General features: G+C 59.4%; 19 protein-coding genes. 16 read left to right on the plus strand and 3 right to left on the minus strand.

All coding sequences use genetic code 11. The features are described from left to right. Positions 1–42: 42 nt before the first annotated feature. Positions 43–2,094, minus strand: a complete 2,052-nt coding sequence (gene metG, locus ATH90_RS05975; RefSeq protein WP_069022002.1) for a methionine--tRNA ligase — start codon at positions 2,092–2,094, stop codon at positions 43–45. A 172-nt stretch (positions 2,095–2,266) separates the two neighbouring features. Here metG and apbC point away from each other — a divergent pair, with 172 nt between their 5' ends. Further along, entirely contained in the window at positions 2,267–3,361 is a 1,095-nt protein-coding gene (apbC, locus tag ATH90_RS05980) for an iron-sulfur cluster carrier protein ApbC (protein ID WP_034102417.1), read from the plus strand. Positions 3,362–3,855: 494 nt separating this feature from the next. Here apbC and fdxA read toward each other — a convergent pair whose 3' ends face one another. Both fdxA and mutS read right to left on the minus strand, forming a co-directional pair. After that, positions 3,856–4,179 carry a ferredoxin FdxA gene (gene fdxA, locus ATH90_RS05985; protein WP_003208688.1) on the minus strand — a complete coding sequence of 108 codons (324 nt, stop codon included), beginning with the start codon at positions 4,177–4,179 and terminating at the stop codon, positions 3,856–3,858. A gap of 143 nt (positions 4,180–4,322) precedes the next feature. Further along, positions 4,323–6,914 (minus strand): DNA mismatch repair protein MutS, encoded by a 2,592-nt coding sequence (gene mutS, locus ATH90_RS05990; RefSeq protein WP_034102418.1) that lies wholly within the window; start codon positions 6,912–6,914, stop codon positions 4,323–4,325. A gap of 198 nt (positions 6,915–7,112) precedes the next feature. On the opposite strand from mutS, the gene ATH90_RS05995 reads away from it, so the two are divergent. The 15 genes from ATH90_RS05995 to ATH90_RS29695 all read left to right on the plus strand — a co-directional run bounded on the left by ATH90_RS05995 (position 7,113) and on the right by ATH90_RS29695 (position 16,472). Next, positions 7,113–7,847 (plus strand): LexA family transcriptional regulator, encoded by a 735-nt coding sequence (locus ATH90_RS05995; protein WP_080758221.1) that lies wholly within the window; start codon positions 7,113–7,115, stop codon positions 7,845–7,847. 593 nt (positions 7,848–8,440) lie between these two features. Then, positions 8,441–8,785 carry a phage holin family protein gene (locus ATH90_RS06000; protein WP_034102420.1) on the plus strand — a complete coding sequence of 115 codons (345 nt, stop codon included), beginning with the start codon at positions 8,441–8,443 and terminating at the stop codon, positions 8,783–8,785. Between the two features lie 21 nt (positions 8,786–8,806). Next, positions 8,807–9,322 (plus strand): hypothetical protein, encoded by a 516-nt coding sequence (locus ATH90_RS06005; RefSeq protein WP_034102421.1) that lies wholly within the window; start codon positions 8,807–8,809, stop codon positions 9,320–9,322. Between the two features lie 3 nt (positions 9,323–9,325). Further along, positions 9,326–9,937, plus strand: coding sequence for a phage baseplate assembly protein V (locus ATH90_RS06010; RefSeq protein ID WP_098465868.1), 612 nt, complete (start codon positions 9,326–9,328; stop codon positions 9,935–9,937). Positions 9,938–9,946: 9 nt separating this feature from the next. Then, positions 9,947–10,279, plus strand: a complete 333-nt coding sequence (locus tag ATH90_RS06015) for a phage baseplate protein (RefSeq protein WP_098465869.1) — start codon at positions 9,947–9,949, stop codon at positions 10,277–10,279. Further along, on the plus strand, positions 10,276–11,271 hold the full coding sequence (locus ATH90_RS06020) for a baseplate J/gp47 family protein (protein WP_098465870.1): 996 nt from the start codon (positions 10,276–10,278) through the stop codon (positions 11,269–11,271). Before ATH90_RS06015 ends, ATH90_RS06020 begins: the two co-directional genes overlap by 4 nt. After that, on the plus strand, positions 11,268–11,996 hold the full coding sequence (locus tag ATH90_RS06025) for a phage tail protein I (RefSeq protein WP_098465871.1): 729 nt from the start codon (positions 11,268–11,270) through the stop codon (positions 11,994–11,996). Before ATH90_RS06020 ends, ATH90_RS06025 begins: the two co-directional genes overlap by 4 nt. After that, positions 11,993–12,523, plus strand: coding sequence for a hypothetical protein (locus ATH90_RS06030; protein WP_098465872.1), 531 nt, complete (start codon positions 11,993–11,995; stop codon positions 12,521–12,523). The genes ATH90_RS06025 and ATH90_RS06030 overlap by 4 nt, the downstream gene beginning before the upstream one ends. Before the next feature lie 47 nt (positions 12,524–12,570). Next, on the plus strand, positions 12,571–13,353 hold the full coding sequence (locus tag ATH90_RS06035; protein WP_098465873.1) for a phage tail protein: 783 nt from the start codon (positions 12,571–12,573) through the stop codon (positions 13,351–13,353). Between the two features lie 2 nt (positions 13,354–13,355). Beyond that, positions 13,356–13,652 carry a hypothetical protein gene (locus ATH90_RS06040; RefSeq protein ID WP_240038420.1) on the plus strand — a complete coding sequence of 99 codons (297 nt, stop codon included), beginning with the start codon at positions 13,356–13,358 and terminating at the stop codon, positions 13,650–13,652. A 95-nt stretch (positions 13,653–13,747) separates the two neighbouring features. Then, positions 13,748–13,921, plus strand: coding sequence for a hypothetical protein (locus ATH90_RS29320; RefSeq protein ID WP_170041096.1), 174 nt, complete (start codon positions 13,748–13,750; stop codon positions 13,919–13,921). 2 nt (positions 13,922–13,923) lie between these two features. Further along, positions 13,924–15,090 (plus strand): phage tail sheath protein, encoded by a 1,167-nt coding sequence (locus tag ATH90_RS06045; protein ID WP_098465875.1) that lies wholly within the window; start codon positions 13,924–13,926, stop codon positions 15,088–15,090. Then, on the plus strand, positions 15,090–15,596 hold the full coding sequence (locus ATH90_RS06050) for a phage major tail tube protein (RefSeq protein WP_069022024.1): 507 nt from the start codon (positions 15,090–15,092) through the stop codon (positions 15,594–15,596). The genes ATH90_RS06045 and ATH90_RS06050 overlap by 1 nt, the downstream gene beginning before the upstream one ends. A gap of 181 nt (positions 15,597–15,777) precedes the next feature. After that, on the plus strand, positions 15,778–16,350 hold the full coding sequence (locus ATH90_RS06055) for a phage tail assembly protein (RefSeq protein WP_098465876.1): 573 nt from the start codon (positions 15,778–15,780) through the stop codon (positions 16,348–16,350). Then, positions 16,347–16,472 (plus strand): hypothetical protein, encoded by a 126-nt coding sequence (locus tag ATH90_RS29695; protein WP_034102430.1) that lies wholly within the window; start codon positions 16,347–16,349, stop codon positions 16,470–16,472. The genes ATH90_RS06055 and ATH90_RS29695 overlap by 4 nt, the downstream gene beginning before the upstream one ends.

Raw genomic sequence — 16,472 nt, forward strand, 5'->3', positions numbered from 1 at the left:
CACAGCGGGCGGGCTTACCGCAAGCATAGACCTCGCAGGGGCTTACTTGATGCGTTGACCCGGCTTGGCGCCGCTGTCAGGGCTCAGCAGGTAGATCTCTTCGCCACCAGGGCCGGCCGCCATCACCATGCCTTCGGATATACCGAATTTCATTTTCCGTGGCTTGAGGTTGGCGATCATCATGGTCAGGCGGCCATCGAGCTTGGACGGGTCCGGATACGCGCTCTTGATCCCGGAGAACACGTTGCGTTGCTCGCCCCCGAGGTCCAGGGTCAGTCGCAGCAACTTGTCTGCGCCCTCAACGGCTTCGGCCTTGACGATCAGCGCGACACGCAGGTCCACGGCAGCAAAGGCGTCAAACTCGATTTCCGGGGAAATCGGGTCCTTGGCCAGCTCGCCGTTACCGGCCGGTGCCGATTCGCCGGTGTCGGTCTGGCTGGCGACCAGGTCTTCTTTCGAAGCGTCGGTCATGGCCTGGACTTTCACTGGATCGATTCGGGTCATCAGCGGCTTGAACTCGTTCAACTGATGGTTGCTGAGCAGGGTGGCGTGGTCGTTCCAGGTCAGTGGTGCCACGTTAAGGAACGCCTCGGCATCGGCGGCCAGCAGCGGCAGCACCGGCTTGAGGAAGATCACCAGTTGGCGGAACAGGTTGATGCCCGTGGCGCAGATCGCCTGGACTTCCGCCTGCTTGCCTTCCTGCTTGTTCAGCGACCACGGTGCCTTGTCGGCGATCCAGGCGTTGGCGCGATCGGCCAGGCCCATGATCTCGCGCATGGCGCGGGCGAAGTCACGGGCTTCGTAGGCGTCGGCGATGCTTGGCGCGGCGGCCAGGAAAGCGTCGGTCAGTTCTGGCGCGGCGTTCTCGGCCACCAGCAGGCCGGCGTTACCTTTGTGGATAAACCCGGCGCAACGGCTGGCGATGTTGACGACTTTACCGACCAGGTCCGAGTTGACCTTCTGCACGAAGTCTTCCAAGTTCAGGTCCAGGTCATCGACGCCACGGCCCAGCTTGGAGGCGTAGTAGTAGCGCAGGTATTCCGGCGACAGGTGGTCTAGGTAGGTGCGCGCCTTGATGAAGGTGCCACGGGACTTGGACATCTTCTGGCCGTTGACCGTCAGGTAGCCGTGCACGGCGATGCCGGTTGGCTTGCGGTAGCCCGAACCTTCGAGCATCGCCGGCCAGAACAGGGCGTGGAAATTGACGATGTCCTTGCCGATGAAGTGGTACAGCTCGGCGGTGGAATCCTTGCCCCAGAACGCATCGAAGTCCAGCGCCGGCGTGCGGTCGCACAGGTTCTTGAAGCTGGCCATGTAACCGATCGGCGCATCCAGCCATACATAGAAGTACTTGCCTGGCTCGCCCGGGATCTCGAAGCCGAAGTACGGCGCATCGCGGGAGATGTCCCACTGCTGCAGGCCGCTGTCGAGCCATTCGGACAGTTTGTTGGCCACGGCGTCCTGCAGGGTGCCGCTGCGCGTCCAGGTTTGCAGCATCTGCTGGAAATCCGGGAGCTTGAAGAAGAAGTGTTGGGAATCCTTGAGCACCGGGGTAGCGCCAGAGATCGCCGACTTCGGATCCTTCAGGTCAGTTGGCGCATAGGTCGCACCGCATTTCTCGCAGTTGTCGCCGTACTGGTCTTCGGTGCCGCATTTCGGGCAGGTGCCTTTGATGAAGCGGTCGGCCAGGAACATTTTCTTTTCCGGGTCGAAATACTGGGTGACCGAACGCTGGTCGATGTGCCCGGCATCCTTCAACCGCAGGTAGATCTGGCTCGACAGCTCGCGGTTTTCGTCGGAGTGCGTCGAGTGGAAATTGTCGAAATCCACCAGGAACTCGGCAAAGTCGGCGCTGTGTTCAGCCTGCACGTTGGCGATCAGTTGTTCCGGGGTGATGCCTTCCTTTTCGGCGCGCAACATGATGGCCGAACCGTGGGCGTCGTCCGCGCAGACATAAATGCATTGATTGCCGCGATGCTTCTGGAAGCGCACCCACATATCGGTCTGGATGTACTCAAGCATATGGCCAAGATGGATGGAACCATTGGCATAGGGCAGGGCGCTGGTGACGAGGATCTTGCGTGGCTCGGACATGGGGCTCGGCTACTTGATGAAACGGAGGTCGGCCACTATAAAGCGCCGGGAAATATATTTCACCCCGTGGCGCTGTTTCAGAATCCTGCGAACCTGCGAAAGCATGCCGCAACGCCGCTGGAACGGTTAGGATAGCCGCCTGTTTCAGTCAGTCTTTTTTCGGGAGTAGCCCATGAGCGCCGTCAATCGCGCAGCGGTGGAAGCCGTTCTTCGCCAGTACACCGACCCTTATTTGAACCAGGACCCGGTCAGTGCCGGCTGTGTGCGCGCCATCGAGGTCCAGGGCGACCAGGTCTCGGTCCAGATGCAGTTGGGCTATGCCGCCGGTTTGTTCAAGAGCGGCTGGGCCCAGATGCTGCAAATGGCCATCGAAGGCTTGGACGGCGTGGGTTCCGCCAAGGTCGACATTCAGTGCGTGATCGCGCCGCACAAGGCCCAGGCGCAGATCCCAGGCCTGGCCAACGTCAAGAACGTGGTCGCCGTGGCGTCTGGCAAGGGCGGCGTGGGTAAATCCACCACGGCGGCCAACCTGGCGCTGGCCCTGGCCCGCGAGGGCGCGCGCGTGGGTATTCTCGACGCGGATATCTACGGGCCGAGCCAAGGCGTGATGTTCGGCATCGCCGAAGGTACACGGCCGAAGGTCAAGGACCAGAAGTGGTTTGTGCCGATCGAATCCCTGGGCGTGGAAGTGATGTCCATGGCCTTTCTCACCGATGACAACACGCCGATGGTCTGGCGCGGGCCGATGGTGTCCGGTGCCTTGCTGCAACTGGTCACTCAGACCGCCTGGGGCGACCTGGACTACCTGGTGATCGACATGCCGCCAGGCACCGGTGATATCCAGCTGACTCTGGCGCAAAAGGTCCCGGTGGCCGGCTCGGTCATTGTCACCACGCCTCAGGACCTGGCGCTGCTCGATGCGAAGAAAGGCGTGGAGATGTTCCGCAAGGTCAACATCCCGGTGCTTGGCGTCGTGGAGAACATGGCGGTGCACATCTGTTCCAACTGCGGCCATGCCGAGCATTTGTTTGGCGAAGGGGGGGGCGAGAAGCTGGCGACCCAATACGGCGTCGAACTGCTGGCCTCGTTGCCGCTGTCGAGGGGGATTCGTGAGCAAGCCGATGGCGGCAAGCCCACGGTGGCGGCAGAGCCCGATGGCCAGATCGCCATGATCTATCAGGAACTGGCACGCCACGTAGGCGCGCGAATCGTGTTGCAGGAAGCGGCAAGCCCGGCGATGCCGACCATTTCCGTCAGCGACGACTGAGACGGTTGCGGGTAAAGGAGCCTCGACAGTGTCGGGGCTTTTTCTTGCCTGCTGATTGAGAAAGGGTGCCTGTTACGCTTTTACGCAATTGCTCGTGTAAGCATTCACTTACTTTCTCGTAAGTGTTTGGTTTTTTCTCCGTCCCATAGCGCCTAAAATTTCCTGGGTGATTTTCTATATTATTGAAAAATAACACTTATTTATAGATTCTTTGGCGCTGAAAGCTGGCAGTTGCCGGGTTAGATCCTGTTGAACTTACTTTGGAACTCTCTAAGATCAGCCCTGTGTCCACGGATTGACACAGCCATCAAGGAACGATGGTTAGAAGGAACGTCGCAGGATGCGATTCATCAGGATGATGAAAAGGAATACAGGGACTAGGGAAAAAATGTGGGCGGGTCATACCGCCCCTTTTTTTTGCCTGTAGAAAAGTGAAACCCTTCATCCAGAAACGCAAAAAGGCCCGCGAGGGGCCTTTTAGGGGGGCGACGCTATCAGCGTTCGAGGTCTGCAATCTTACCTTTCTTGCCATCCCACTCCGCTGCATCCGGCATCGGGTCTTTGCGCTCAGTGATATTCGGCCAGATTTCCGCCAGCTCGACGTTCAACTGAATAAATTCCTGCATCTCTGCCGGGACTTCGTCCTCGGAGAAAATAGCAACGGCCGGGCATTCAGGTTCACACAGGGCGCAATCGATGCACTCATCCGGGTGGATAACCAGGAAGTTCGGGCCTTCGTAGAAGCAGTCCACCGGACAGACTTCTACGCAGTCGGTGTACTTGCACTTGATGCAGTTGTCGGTGACGACGAAGGTCATTTCTAATTTTCTCCTCAGGCGGCGGCAGCGAAACCCTTTGTGGCAGGGCTCGCGAGGTTTGGGAGCGATAGTCTGCAGGCCAGGCTAAAAAGCCCGCAGCATCCCAAACCGCGCGAGAGTCTACCAGCTTGCAAGCGTCTGCGTTATATCCGAGTCTTAAGTGCATATAACATTTCGAGCGCTTTTCGAGGCGTCAAGTCGTCCAGGTCAAGTTTAGCCAACTCGTCCAGCACGGGGTGGGGCAGGCTGGCGAACAGGTCACTCTGATGTGGGGCACTGGCTTTGCTGCTGGTTTTCTTCGGGCTGGCCACCACGGTTTCGTGAGGCAAGGCCGTGGTTTCCAGGCGGCTGAGGTGTTCGCGGGCGCGCGTGATCACATCGTTCGGCACACCGGCCAACTGGGCCACGGCCAAGCCGTAACTCTGGCTGGCCGGCCCTGGCAGCACGTGGTGCAGGAACACGATGCGCTCGTTGTGCTCGGTGGCGTTCAGGTGCACGTTGGCGACCAGCGGCTCGCTTTCCGGCAGCACGGTGAGCTCGAAGTAGTGCGTGGCAAACAGCGTATAGGCGCGCAAATGCGCCAGTCGCTCCGCCGCCGCCCACGCCAGCGACAGGCCGTCGAAGGTGCTGGTGCCGCGGCCCACTTCGTCCATCAGCACCAGGCTGCGTTCAGTGGCGTTGTGCAGAATGTTGGCGGTCTCGCTCATTTCCACCATAAAGGTCGAACGGCCACCGGCCAGGTCATCGCTGGAACCGATCCGGGTGAAAATGCGGTCCACCAGTGACAGCTCGCAACTGGCTGCCGGCACAAAGCTGCCGATATGCGCCAGTAACACGATCAACGCGGTCTGGCGCATGTAGGTGGATTTACCGCCCATGTTCGGACCGGTGATGACCAGCATGCGGGTATCGTCGTCCAGCGACAGGTCGTTGGCGACGAACGGCGTGGTCAACACCTGCTCTACCACCGGGTGGCGACCTTGCACGATGCGCATGCACGGCTCGCTGACAAAGCGCGGGCAGTTCAGGTCAAGGTTCAGTGCGCGTTCGGCCAGGTTGCTCAGCACATCCAGTTCGGCCAGGGCGGCGGCGGTGTCCTGCAGCGGCGCCAACTGGCTGATCAGGTCTTCAAGCAGGTTTTCATAGAGCATCTTTTCCCGAGCCAGGGCGCGGCTCTTGGCCGACAGTGCCTTGTCTTCGAACGCTTTGAGTTCCGGGGTGATAAAGCGCTCGGCACCTTTGAGGGTTTGACGACGCTGATAATCGATCGGCGCCGACTCCGCCTGTTTGCTCGGCAACTCAATGAAGTAGCCATGCACGCGGTTGTAACCGACCTTCAAGTTGGCCAGGCCGGTTCGGGCTTTTTCGCGGGCTTCCAGATCGATCAGGAACTGCCCGGCGTTTTCGCTCAGGGATTGCAGTTCATCCAGCTCACTGTCGTAACCGGTCTTGAGTACGCCCCCATCACGAATGATTGCGGGTGGGTTGTCGATGATGGCTTTTTCCAGCAGTGCCGCCAGTTCCGGGTAGGTGCCAGCCGTGACCGCAAGTTGCTGCAGGTGCGGGGTATCCAACTCGGTCATCGCCGCTTGCAACTGCGGCAGGGCGCCAAGAGCATCGCGCAGGCGCGCCAGGTCACGAGGCCGTGCGTTACGCAGGCCGATCCGCGCCAGGATGCGCTCGATATCGCCGATTTCCTTCAGCTGTGGCTGAAGCTTTTCAAAGCGGTAGCCGTCCAGCAGACAGGTAATAGAAGACTGGCGCGCTTGCAGCACCGCCAGGTCACGCAGCGGACGGTTCAGCCATCGGGTCAGCAAGCGACTGCCCATGGCGGTCTGGCAACGGTCCACCACCGATTGCAGGGTGTTGTCGCGACCACCGGCCAGGTTGGTATCCAGCTCCAGGTTGCGACGGCTGGCGCCATCGAGCACCACGGTATCGTCCAGACGCTCATGACGCAGGCTGCGCAAGTGCGGCAGGGCAGTGCGCTGGGTTTCCTTGGCGTAGCCCAGCAGGCAGCCGGCGGCGCCGATGGCCAGGGTCAGGGTTTCGCAACCGAAGCCTTTAAGATCCTGCACGGAGAACTGTTGGCAAAGACTTTTCAGCGCCGAGTCACGCTCGAAATCCCACGGCGCACGGCGCTTGGCCCCACGGCGTTTTTCCGCTGGCAGATCTTTCGGCCAATCATCCGGAATCAGCAACTCCACCGGATTGATGCGCTCCAGCTCCGCCAGCAGATTCTCCCAGCCCTTGATCTCCAGCACAGTGAAGTTGCCACTGGTGATATCGAGTACCGAAAGCCCGAACAGACGCTCATCGCCCAGCACGGCGGCGATCAGGTTGTCGCGACGCTCATCCAGCAGCGCCTCGTCACTCACCGTCCCCGGGGTAATAATGCGCACTACCTGACGTTCGACCGGCCCTTTGCTCGTGGCCGGATCGCCGATCTGCTCGCAGATCACCACCGACTCGCCCAGCTTCACCAGCTTGACCAGGTAACCTTCCAGCGAGTGGTAAGGAATCCCACACATAGGAATCGACTGTCCTGCCGACTGCCCGCGTGCGGTCAGGGTGATGTCCAGCAACTTGGCGGCCTTCTTCGCGTCTTCGTAGAAGATCTCGTAGAAGTCGCCCATGCGATAGAACATCAACTGATCAGGGTGCTGGTTTTTCAGGCGCCAGTACTGCTGCATCATCGGCGTATGGGAGGACAGATCGGACGTATTTTTACTCATTGGGTAGTAGGCAAATTCGTTGAAAGTGATGGGGCAAAGGGGGCGCTTGGCCCAGCATTTTTTGCGATGGCGGCAAGGTTAACACGCGAGGTCGGGGGTTCGCAGGTTGCGAACGGGGAGGTAGGCAGGCATGGCAAATGCATTAAATATGCAAATTAGCATTTGCCAACCCCAAAAACTCCCGTCACTATCCGCGTTATGCAAAAACGCAACGTTTCTATCGTCTTAAGAGAATTGCTGGACCGCGACCGGATCTCCCCCACGGAGCTTCACCGGCGTACCGGCGTGCCTCAATCCACACTGTCCCGGATCCTCAGCGGCAAGATCGTCGATCCGTCGGACAAGCACATCTCGCGCATCGCCGAGTACTTCCGCGTCAGCACCGACCATTTGCGCGGGCGCGCGGCAGTAGGGGCTTTGCGCGATGACGGGCGCGACCCGATGCATTCGGAACTCAAGGACATAAGCCTGTGGGACGACGACACCCCCGTGAATGACGACGAGGTGTCGATCCCTTTTCTGCGCGAGGTTGAATTGGCTGCTGGATCAGGAAGATTCGTCATCGAGGAAAGCGAGAAGGCCAGCCTGCGGTTCGGCAAGCGCAGCCTGCGGCATAACGGGGTGCAGTTTGACCAGGCCAAATGCGTGACGGTGCGCGGCAACAGTATGTTGCCGGTGCTGCGCGATGGCGCGACGGTCGGTGTGAATGCGGGTAAAAGCGCCATTGGTGATATCGTCGATGGCGACTTGTACGCCATCAATCACAATGGCCAGTTGCGCGTCAAACAGCTCTACCGCCTGCCTTCCGGGATTCGCCTGCGCAGCTTCAACCGCGATGAGCACCCGGATGAGGACTACAGCTTCCAGGATATCCAGGATGAACAGATCAGCATCCTCGGTCATGTGTTCTGGTGGGGCATGTACGCTCGTTAACCTTCTTCAGTAAGACAAAGCCCGCCAACGTGCGGGCTTTTTTTCGCCTATCGAAAATCATCAAACCCACAGCCCATAAGGCCGAAAATGCATGCATGCATTTCAATCGGCAAAATAAATGCATTCATGCATTGACTGTATATGCATACATGCATATTCTTCATCTCAAGCCAGCCAACAAGGCCTGGTGGAGGCGGCAAGGATGCTGCCAAGGAAGACAAGGAAGGCACGCAACATCGGCAAGGACGCCATCAGAGCGATGGCAGGGAGGCCAGGCAACACCGGCAAGGATGCCGACGCTCTTTAGTTATATCGCTTCAAGAACAGGCAGCGATGAACCGGCCTTAACGGTTCAGAGGGTTGGCAACTGACCCGGGTGCGCAGCGTAAAGCACCAGAAGCAGTTATCCGGCAGACAGGGATCGTGGTCGGAAAAACATTGAGGAAAGGTCCGTACCGCGCCAGTAGCGCCGAAAGACCGAGGACATCATTACTGAAAAGCCCGGGCAACCGGGCTTTTTGGAATGCCGACCTATAAATGGATTTACCCAAGTGCCGGCCTTTTGCCGGCAGTGCTCAGCCAGGAGGCGTGACATGACAAACGAGCAGCAAGCGTTAGCGGAAATGCCTGTCTGGCTGGTGATCGTACTGGCCCTGATCGGCGGGGTGTCCGGCGAAATGTGGCGCGCCGACAAGGAGGGCGCTCGTGGTTGGTCCCTGGTACGGCGCCTGGCGCTGCGGTCCGGGGCATGCATGGTCTGCGGCGTGTCGGCGTTGATGCTGTGCTACGCCGCCGGCATGTCGATCTGGACCGCCGGCGCCATCGGTTGCCTGACCGCCATGGCCGGCGCGGACGTGGCCATCGGCCTTTATGAACGCTGGGCGGCCAAGCGCATCGGGGTCAACGAGGCCCCGACCTCTCGCCCGGATCAGCAGTAACCGCTGCAAGGATGCAAGCAGATGACATTTCTCGAAAAACCTTCCCAGTTGCCCATGGCGATCGGGGACGCACTCAAGCGCGCGTTCCCCCACCTGCGCGTAGGCAATCACCTGGACTTTCCCGACACGGGCGATAAAACCGGGATCTTGATCAGCGTGGAGCGCAACGGTCCAGGTGTTCGCTCCCTCGCAGGGCGCAAGGCGCATGCCTTGTCGGTTTCACTCAAGGCCATGGTCGCGAGCGGCGCAGCACCTTTTGATGCGTGCGACCTGGCCAGCCAACTGATGGACCTGGCCCTGGACAATCGTTGGGGGCTGCCGCCGGACCAGTGCGACCTGCCCACCGCGATTGTCGCGGCGCCTTCGGTGCTGACCGGGGCGCAAACGGACTACGACACCTGGACCGTGTCCTTCAGCCAAAACCTCTACCTCGGCCCATCGCTGCTCGAAGATCCCACCGGCAAACCGCTGTTTGCCCGCACCTGGGAAGTGTCGAACATCGACGACCCCGACCAATATCGCCCATTGCAGGAGTAGTCCATGTTCGATGCACTGCTACGCATGCAATTGGGACCGATCGTCGAGCGCCTGGCGGAAATGGAGGCCCAGCTCGAAGACTTGTACCGACGCGCAGAAAGCTTCTGTCGGATTGGCGTGTGCCAGGAGGTCGATGCTGCCAGCAATACCTGCAAGGTCAGCCACGGTGAGTTGCTCAGCCCGGCGATCAAGTTTTTCAACCCCAGCGCTGGGGCGCAAACCGAAACCCGCATTCCTTCAGTGGGCGAGCAGTGCCTGCTGCTCAACTACGGCGGCGGGGAAGGGGGCACGCAGTCTGTGGCGTTGTTCGGCCTCAACAGTAGTCTCTTTCCGCCTGTTTCCGGTGTTGCGTCGCTGACGAGGCGTCGTCATCAGGACGGCACCCAGAGCGACTACGACGACACCACCCATACGTTCAACTGGGTTAACGGCCCAACCACGTTCAGCGGCTCCCGCGAGCAAGTCGAGGTCAACGTCGGTGCCGCCAGCCTCACTATGAGTGCCCAGCGCATCACCCTGCAACTCGGCCCCACCGGCTTGTTGCTGGATGCTGCCGGCGTGCATTTGAGCGGCCCGCTGGTGGATCACCAGGGCCGCGTGATCAGTCGCGCATAAGGATTTGCCATGATTGGAATCGAGAGGAATACCGGGGCAGCCGTCGATGACTGGCTGCAATTCGTACAGCGTGCTACCCGAGCGCTGACCACCCCTGTAGGTACCCGCCAGAAGCGCCCGCTGTACGGCTCGTTGATCCCGCAACTGCTCGGCCAGAACCTTGGCGACGATCTGCTGATCCTCGCCCAGAGCCACGCCGCCCAAGCGTTCTACAACGCCCAGAACGGCATCGCCGACTTTCAACCCCAGGTCATCGTTGCCACCCTTCAGGGCGCGGGTTTGTTGCTGCGTTTTGCCGGCACCTGGAAAAACCGCCAACAATCCTTCGAGGTCGTGACATGAGCATGTTGATCCCTGGCCAGAACCAACTGGCGGAACCGGCCATCATCGCGGTGGACGAGTTCGAACCGCTGTTGGCCGAGTTCAAGGCCTTCGTCGTTGACTATGTCGCCACCCGGGCACCGCAAAGCGCGGCCAAACTCAAGGTCAGCCTCGACAACGAAAGCGAACTGCTGACCCTGGCCCTGGAAGCGTTTTGCGTGCGCCTGCAAACCCACGAGCGCAAGTACAACGCCCGCATCAAACAGATGCTGGCGTGGTGGGCCACCGGCAGTAACCTGGATGCACGCCTGGCCGACATGGGCCTGGAGCGCCAGGTGCTCGACCCCGGCGACCCGGCCGCTTTCCCGCCGGTGCCGCCGATTCTGGAAAGCGACGACGACGCCCGCCTGCGTTACTACCTGGCCCCACACGCACCGGCTGCAGGCTCGCGCATGCACTATCGTCGCGAAGTGTTCACCCTCGGCGAGCGGCCGTCGGTCAAGGTGCAAAGCGCCACGCCGGGTGTGGTGACTGTCAGCTATACCTTTGATACGGACGGGTATGCGGCCCAGGTAAAAGATGGCAATGGGCGTCGAACGGCGCCTGGCGAAGTGATGGTCACTGTGCTGTCCCGCGACGGCGACGGTACGCCATCTGCGGATTTGCTTGACGGTGTTCGTCGCCATTTCGCACGGCCGGATGTACGGCCCGAGACGGATTCGGTCACTGTGCAAGCTGCGCAAATCCTGCGCTATAAAATTCGCGTGGTCGCGAAGATCAACGCAGGTCCCGATTCGGGCCTTACTCAAGTCGCCGCGCAGAAACTGCTGCAAGACTACGCAGGGTCGTGTCATCGCCTGGAAGGCCGAGTAGATCCGAGCTGGATCGATTACGCGATCCACAGTGCCGGCGCCGCCCAACTGCAAATCCTTGAACCGCTGGTACCGATTGTCAGCACTGCGTTCCAGGCCCCGTACTGTACGGGCGTCGAGGTGGAGGTGCGCACGCTATGAGTGAACCCAAAGCGAGCCTCTTGCCGGCTAACAGCTCACCGTTGGAGAAGTCGCTGGACCTGGGCTTCGGGCAGTTGCTGGAGCGGGTTGTACCGCCGTTTCCGGCCTTGATGAACCCGCTGCAGACGCCAGCCGAATTTCTTCCTTACCTAGCCGCCGACCGTGGTGTCAGTGAGTGGGATGCGGACGCCAGCGAGACCGAAAAGCGCCTCACCACAGCCTTGTCCTGGCAGATCCAGCGCCAGGCGGGTACGCCCAAGGCACTGAGCTACGCAGTGGAGTCGCTGGGGTTCACCCCCAACATCAGCGCCTGGTATCAGCAAAGGCCATTGGGTGCCCCCTACACCTTTGATGTGCAGGCGATTATCGGGCGCAGTTGGTCCAGCGGCGATCATAACCGGCTTATTCGCCGGATCAATGCTGCGCAGAGTGAGCGGGACCTGGCGACGATCACCATCGTGCATGAAACCTCCCAGGGGCTGCGGCTCACCAGTGCCGTTGACCCCGGTTTGAGCATCGGCGAGGACAACCCTCCTGGCGCACTGCCCGAAGTGAAGCTTCACGGTGCCGTGTGCTTCAACAGCGCAGCCCATACCCCATTGAGCGATGGCGAGTTGCAGCTTGAAGGTACGCTACCGGAATTCGGGCTTGCCGCCCGGCTAACCAGTGCCGGGCTGGCCCGGCACTACACCATTAACGACTACGACCTCAGGGCGCAGCCATGACAGATGACATTACGCGCCTGGTGCGCTTCACCTCCAAGGGTTTGGATGAAGTGCTGCAGGCAAAGAACCAGGGCCTGAAAGGCGAAATCACGCACGTCGGCGCCGGCACCGGTCGCTACAACCCGGACGGCACGGAGGTGGCGCTGCGCGATGAGCGCCAACGGGTCGCGATTGTGGATTACGAGGATCTGGGCGATCGGCAACTCAGGATGGCCGCGCTGTTTGATGGCGAGGCCGAATATGAAATTGGCGAGTTCGGGTTTTATCTCGCCAGCGGGACTTTGCTAGCGGTGTATTCCGTGGCAGGGAAGTTGTTGACGTACAAAGCGGCAGCGGCGCGAGTACTGCAAAAGTTTACGCTGGATATTTCGCCATTGCCGGCGGATAGCGTGACGATCGTGGTGGGGAGTGAAAACCTTAACGTGCTGTTGGCTGAGGAGATCGCAATCATGGGCGCCGCCTCCGTTGGCAATATGTCGCGGCATGTTGATTTGATGTTCAGGGTTATGAATCTCGAAGCGAAGTAGTTGCACTGAAAAAAGTGCAGGGAAGATTAATTAACAGGGAGTTGATGATGGGAATTGAAACGACTATCACGAAAGTTGTAGATGCGTGTAATAAGCTAACGGAAACGGTTACTAACCAAATTGGGAAAATTGATGCGCGGGTAGACATGGCTTCGAGTCAATTTACTGCGTGGCGTAATAGTGTGCAGGCTAAGGATATTAATGGCCGTGCTTCTTATACGCAGACGATTGATCTTACGGGACTTTCTACCAGTATTTTCTACCCGGTCTGGTGGCGTATGCCGGGTAATGAAAGAGGTATGTCGGAGGTCATTATTTCCAGAAATTATGGCTTGGATGCAGGCCTCAATCCGTTCAACAATAATTTCGACGTACATGTTGCCGGTTTGAACTTGCAAATGGAGGGCTGCGGAATTCCATGGAACGGGGACGCAAATTTTTTGACGATTAAGCGCATCTCTCAGACTTACCGCGAGACCGTCCGTCGCGCTCAGTTCGGCATGTTGTCTATCGTTCGTCCTGTTACTGGCCTTAAACCCATTTGGCTGAATCAGACGCCGGGTACGCTGGTCTCTTCCCCGCAGGAGTCGGGCTGTTACTTGCGAGGTGGACTGACGTATATCGTTACCAAGAGTTTTGAAGAACCTGTGAAGTTCAGTCGCTCAGACGCTGAAGTAGAACTTAGCCAATCGGTGGCACCGGAATATGAAATTTCTTGGAAGGTCAAACCGTTTGCGTTGACCGCCCCCGAGCTTGGAGAAACCTATCCGGAGAGCAGGTTGGCTTACACACTGGATAACGATCTGCGCTACGCGGTGAAAGGAGTATGAATATGGTTGGGACTATTAAAAAATTGCTGCTGGCTTCAGGTGAGACGCTCATCAATGTTCCGGCGGATCGTTCGACCCTTGTAGCGCTGGGTTTTGACGAATCTAGCGCAGATGAACTCGTTATCGAGGCTGAAAAAAGCGCCAAGTTAGAAGGTGTCATTTCCGCGCGCCGAACGTTATATGTAACTGAAGCCGATCCTTTGTTTCTCGAGTGGCAATACGACGAAACGCCGGAAAAAGAAAAAGCCTGGCGCGACAAAATTGCTGAAATCAAGGCGCTTTACCCCTTGCCTGACTGAGCGCTCCTGACCCCCCACCGCGAAAGCGGTTTTTTTGCCCCCCAAAGCCCCTGCCCGCAGGGGCTTTGGCGTTTTCCACCCTGAGAATCTCACTTATGCACACCCGCCAAACCTACACCGTCCTCATCCCATTCCCCACCGGCGCTGGCCATTGGTCTGTCGCCGGCCAGGAGCTGGACCTCCTGGACGTCGAAGCATCCGTCCTGCGCACCGCTGGCCGCCTGGAACTGACCAGCGTCCTTAACCCCACCCCCAAGAAGGCTGACTAACCATGGCTGAGGTTCTGAACTTCGAGCACAACGGCATCACCGTGAATGCCACTGAATCCCCCGAGGCCATGGGTGGCCTTGGCGACAACGTCATCGGCCTGGTCGGCACTGCGCCGAATGCCCATGCGTCGATCCCGAAAAACGCGCCGTTTCGTATCAACAGCTTCACCACCCAGGCGCTGCTGGACCCTACTGGTGCGGAGACTGGCACCCTGTTTCATGCCGTCTACCAGATACTGAAAGTGGTCAAGGTGCCGGTCTACGTGGTGATCGTGGAGGAGGGCGCCACTCCGGCTGACACGATCAACAACGTGATCGGCGGCGATGAGCCGGTCACTGGCCGCAAGTTGGGCCTGGCCGCGCTGGCCAGCGTGCCGGAAGACTTGACCATCATTGGCGCCCCTGGCTTTACCGGCACCAAGGCCGTGGCCGGTGAGTTCGCCTCCTTCGGCAAGCGCATCAAGGCCCGTGTGGTACTGGATGGCAAAGACGCAACCGTCGCCGATCAAGTGACCTACAGCGGCGAACTGGGCGGTGCCGACCTGGGCTTCGACCGTTGCCTGCTGGTGCACAACATGCCGTCGGTGTACTCCAAGGCGGCGAAGAAAAACGTGTTCCTGGCGCCATCGTCCCTGGCCATCGCCGCCTTGGCCAAGGTCAAGCAGTGGGAGAGCCCGGGTAATCAGGTGACGTTCGCCGAGGACGTTTCCCGCGTGGTCGAGTACAACATCCTCGACACCTCCACCGAAGGCGACCTGCTCAACCGCTACGGCGTGAGCTACTACGCCCGCACCATTCTCGGCGGCTTCTCGCTGCTGGGTAACCGCTCTATCACCGGCAAGTTCATCAGCTATGTCGGCCTTGAAGATGCGATCAGCCGCAAGCTGGTCAAGGCCGGCCAGAAAGCCATGGCCAAGAACCTCACCAAGTCCTTCATGGACCAGGAGGTCAAGCGCATCAACGACTGGCTGCAAACCCTGGTCGCCGACGAAACCATTCCCGGTGGCAGCGTGTACTTGCACCCGGAACTGAACAGTGTCGAGAAGTACAAGAACGGCACCTGGTACATCGTCATCGACTACGGCCGCTACGCGCCGAACGAACACATGATTTATCAACTCAATGCCCGCGATGAAATCATCGAGCAGTTCCTGGAGGACGTTCTCTAATGTTTACCAACCGTGTAAGACAGGCCATTGCGGCCACCCTCCAAGGCCTACCGTTGTCCGCGACCGTAGAGGAATTTACCCCGCCGAAGATTGAATTCGACATGGAGCCCATGTCCGGTGGGCGCTTTATCGCCGAAGAAATGGCCAAGAGCGGCAAGGTGCTCGGCGCCACGCTAGTGCTGCAAGGCGCCGGCCCGGAAATCATGCTGGCGCTGGGCGTGCGTCTGGGTGACGACATTCTGTTGAACGTGCGCGAAGCCGGCCAGGACCAGGACGGCAAGACCTACTTCACCTACCACACCGTCGGCGGCAAGCTCAAATCCCTGGCCGAGGCGAAGCTGAAGATGGGCGACAAGGCCACCACCACCCTGGAATTGTCCTGCCGCACCTACAACCGCCTGGAAAACGGTATTTCGGTGATCGACATCGACGTGCGCACCCAGAAGTTCGTGCTCAACGGCGTCGACATTCTTGGCGATGCCCGCCGCGCCGTGCTGATGCCTTAAGTGAGACCGTGATCTGACGTGGGCACGGTCCAAGTGGGCGTCGGCCTTGCCCGCGATGCAGGCGACTCGATTTGTCAGTTGCACCGACCTGATGCCATCGCAGGCAAGCCAGCTCCCACATTGATCGTGCACGCTCTGAGATGTAGCGTTTTTCAACAACGTTTGACCAAGGAGTTACCCCATGGCCTGGATGCCACCGCTGCATGTCCTGCTGTCTCCGATCACCGCCGATACCGGCGCGTCGATCCAGCAGGTTCAACTCAAGCCGCTGTACTACGCCGCGCAGAAAGACGCGCTGGCCCGGGCCGGTGATGATGAGGACGACCAGTTCTTCGAACTGGCGAAACTCGCCACCGGCCTGTCGGAAAAAGAGCTCGACCAACTCAAACGCCCGGACTACGTGACCATCGCCCAATACGTACACGAGACGTCGACACGTCCCGCGTCGTTTTTCCTCGGTGAGACGGCGGAATCGACCCACGAAGAGCCCGTCCAACTGTTGCTGCCCCTCGACGCGGCGGGCCGTACCTTCACCGAATTGTCCCTGGAAATGCCCGCCCTGCGCGCCACCAAGGCGATGAAAAAACTTGCCACCAACAAAGAGCGCGCCGAGTTCATCACGGCTCACTGCACCGGTTTGATGATTCCCGATCTCGCTGGCCTGACTGTGCCCGACTGGACCGAATTGCAGGAGCGCATCGACGATTTTTTAAATCAACCGGCGGCCTTCTTTCGCAACGCGACATCGAAGTGATCCTCGATGTAGTGCCGCTGGTCTACTCGGTAAATGAAGCGGAGATCCTCGATTGGGATGCCGCCAAAGCTTTGCGCCGCTACGACATCGCGATGACTCGCCTTGGCGTTAAACAGGAGTAA

It is taken from the genome of Pseudomonas lurida (assembly GCF_002563895.1).
Taxonomy (GTDB): Bacteria; Pseudomonadota; Gammaproteobacteria; order Pseudomonadales; family Pseudomonadaceae; genus Aquipseudomonas; species Aquipseudomonas lurida.

Excerpts from the sequence above, each read along its gene's own strand:
- metG (WP_069022002.1), bottom strand. The coding sequence starts at position 2,094 with ATGTCCGAGCCACGCAAGATCCTCGTCACCAGCGCCCTGCCCTATGCC.
- apbC (WP_034102417.1), top strand. The coding sequence starts at position 2,267 with ATGAGCGCCGTCAATCGCGCAGCGGTGGAAGCCGTTCTTCGCCAGTAC.
- fdxA (WP_003208688.1), bottom strand. The coding sequence starts at position 4,179 with ATGACCTTCGTCGTCACCGACAACTGCATCAAGTGCAAGTACACCGAC.
- mutS (WP_034102418.1), bottom strand. The coding sequence starts at position 6,914 with ATGAGTAAAAATACGTCCGATCTGTCCTCCCATACGCCGATGATGCAG.
- ATH90_RS05995 (WP_080758221.1), top strand. The coding sequence starts at position 7,113 with ATGCAAAAACGCAACGTTTCTATCGTCTTAAGAGAATTGCTGGACCGC.
- ATH90_RS06000 (WP_034102420.1), top strand. The coding sequence starts at position 8,441 with ATGACAAACGAGCAGCAAGCGTTAGCGGAAATGCCTGTCTGGCTGGTG.
- ATH90_RS06005 (WP_034102421.1), top strand. The coding sequence starts at position 8,807 with ATGACATTTCTCGAAAAACCTTCCCAGTTGCCCATGGCGATCGGGGAC.
- ATH90_RS06010 (WP_098465868.1), top strand. The coding sequence starts at position 9,326 with ATGTTCGATGCACTGCTACGCATGCAATTGGGACCGATCGTCGAGCGC.
- ATH90_RS06015 (WP_098465869.1), top strand. The coding sequence starts at position 9,947 with ATGATTGGAATCGAGAGGAATACCGGGGCAGCCGTCGATGACTGGCTG.
- ATH90_RS06020 (WP_098465870.1), top strand. The coding sequence starts at position 10,276 with ATGAGCATGTTGATCCCTGGCCAGAACCAACTGGCGGAACCGGCCATC.
- ATH90_RS06025 (WP_098465871.1), top strand. The coding sequence starts at position 11,268 with ATGAGTGAACCCAAAGCGAGCCTCTTGCCGGCTAACAGCTCACCGTTG.
- ATH90_RS06030 (WP_098465872.1), top strand. The coding sequence starts at position 11,993 with ATGACAGATGACATTACGCGCCTGGTGCGCTTCACCTCCAAGGGTTTG.
- ATH90_RS06035 (WP_098465873.1), top strand. The coding sequence starts at position 12,571 with ATGGGAATTGAAACGACTATCACGAAAGTTGTAGATGCGTGTAATAAG.
- ATH90_RS06040 (WP_240038420.1), top strand. The coding sequence starts at position 13,356 with ATGGTTGGGACTATTAAAAAATTGCTGCTGGCTTCAGGTGAGACGCTC.
- ATH90_RS29320 (WP_170041096.1), top strand. The coding sequence starts at position 13,748 with ATGCACACCCGCCAAACCTACACCGTCCTCATCCCATTCCCCACCGGC.
- ATH90_RS06045 (WP_098465875.1), top strand. The coding sequence starts at position 13,924 with ATGGCTGAGGTTCTGAACTTCGAGCACAACGGCATCACCGTGAATGCC.
- ATH90_RS06050 (WP_069022024.1), top strand. The coding sequence starts at position 15,090 with ATGTTTACCAACCGTGTAAGACAGGCCATTGCGGCCACCCTCCAAGGC.
- ATH90_RS06055 (WP_098465876.1), top strand. The coding sequence starts at position 15,778 with ATGGCCTGGATGCCACCGCTGCATGTCCTGCTGTCTCCGATCACCGCC.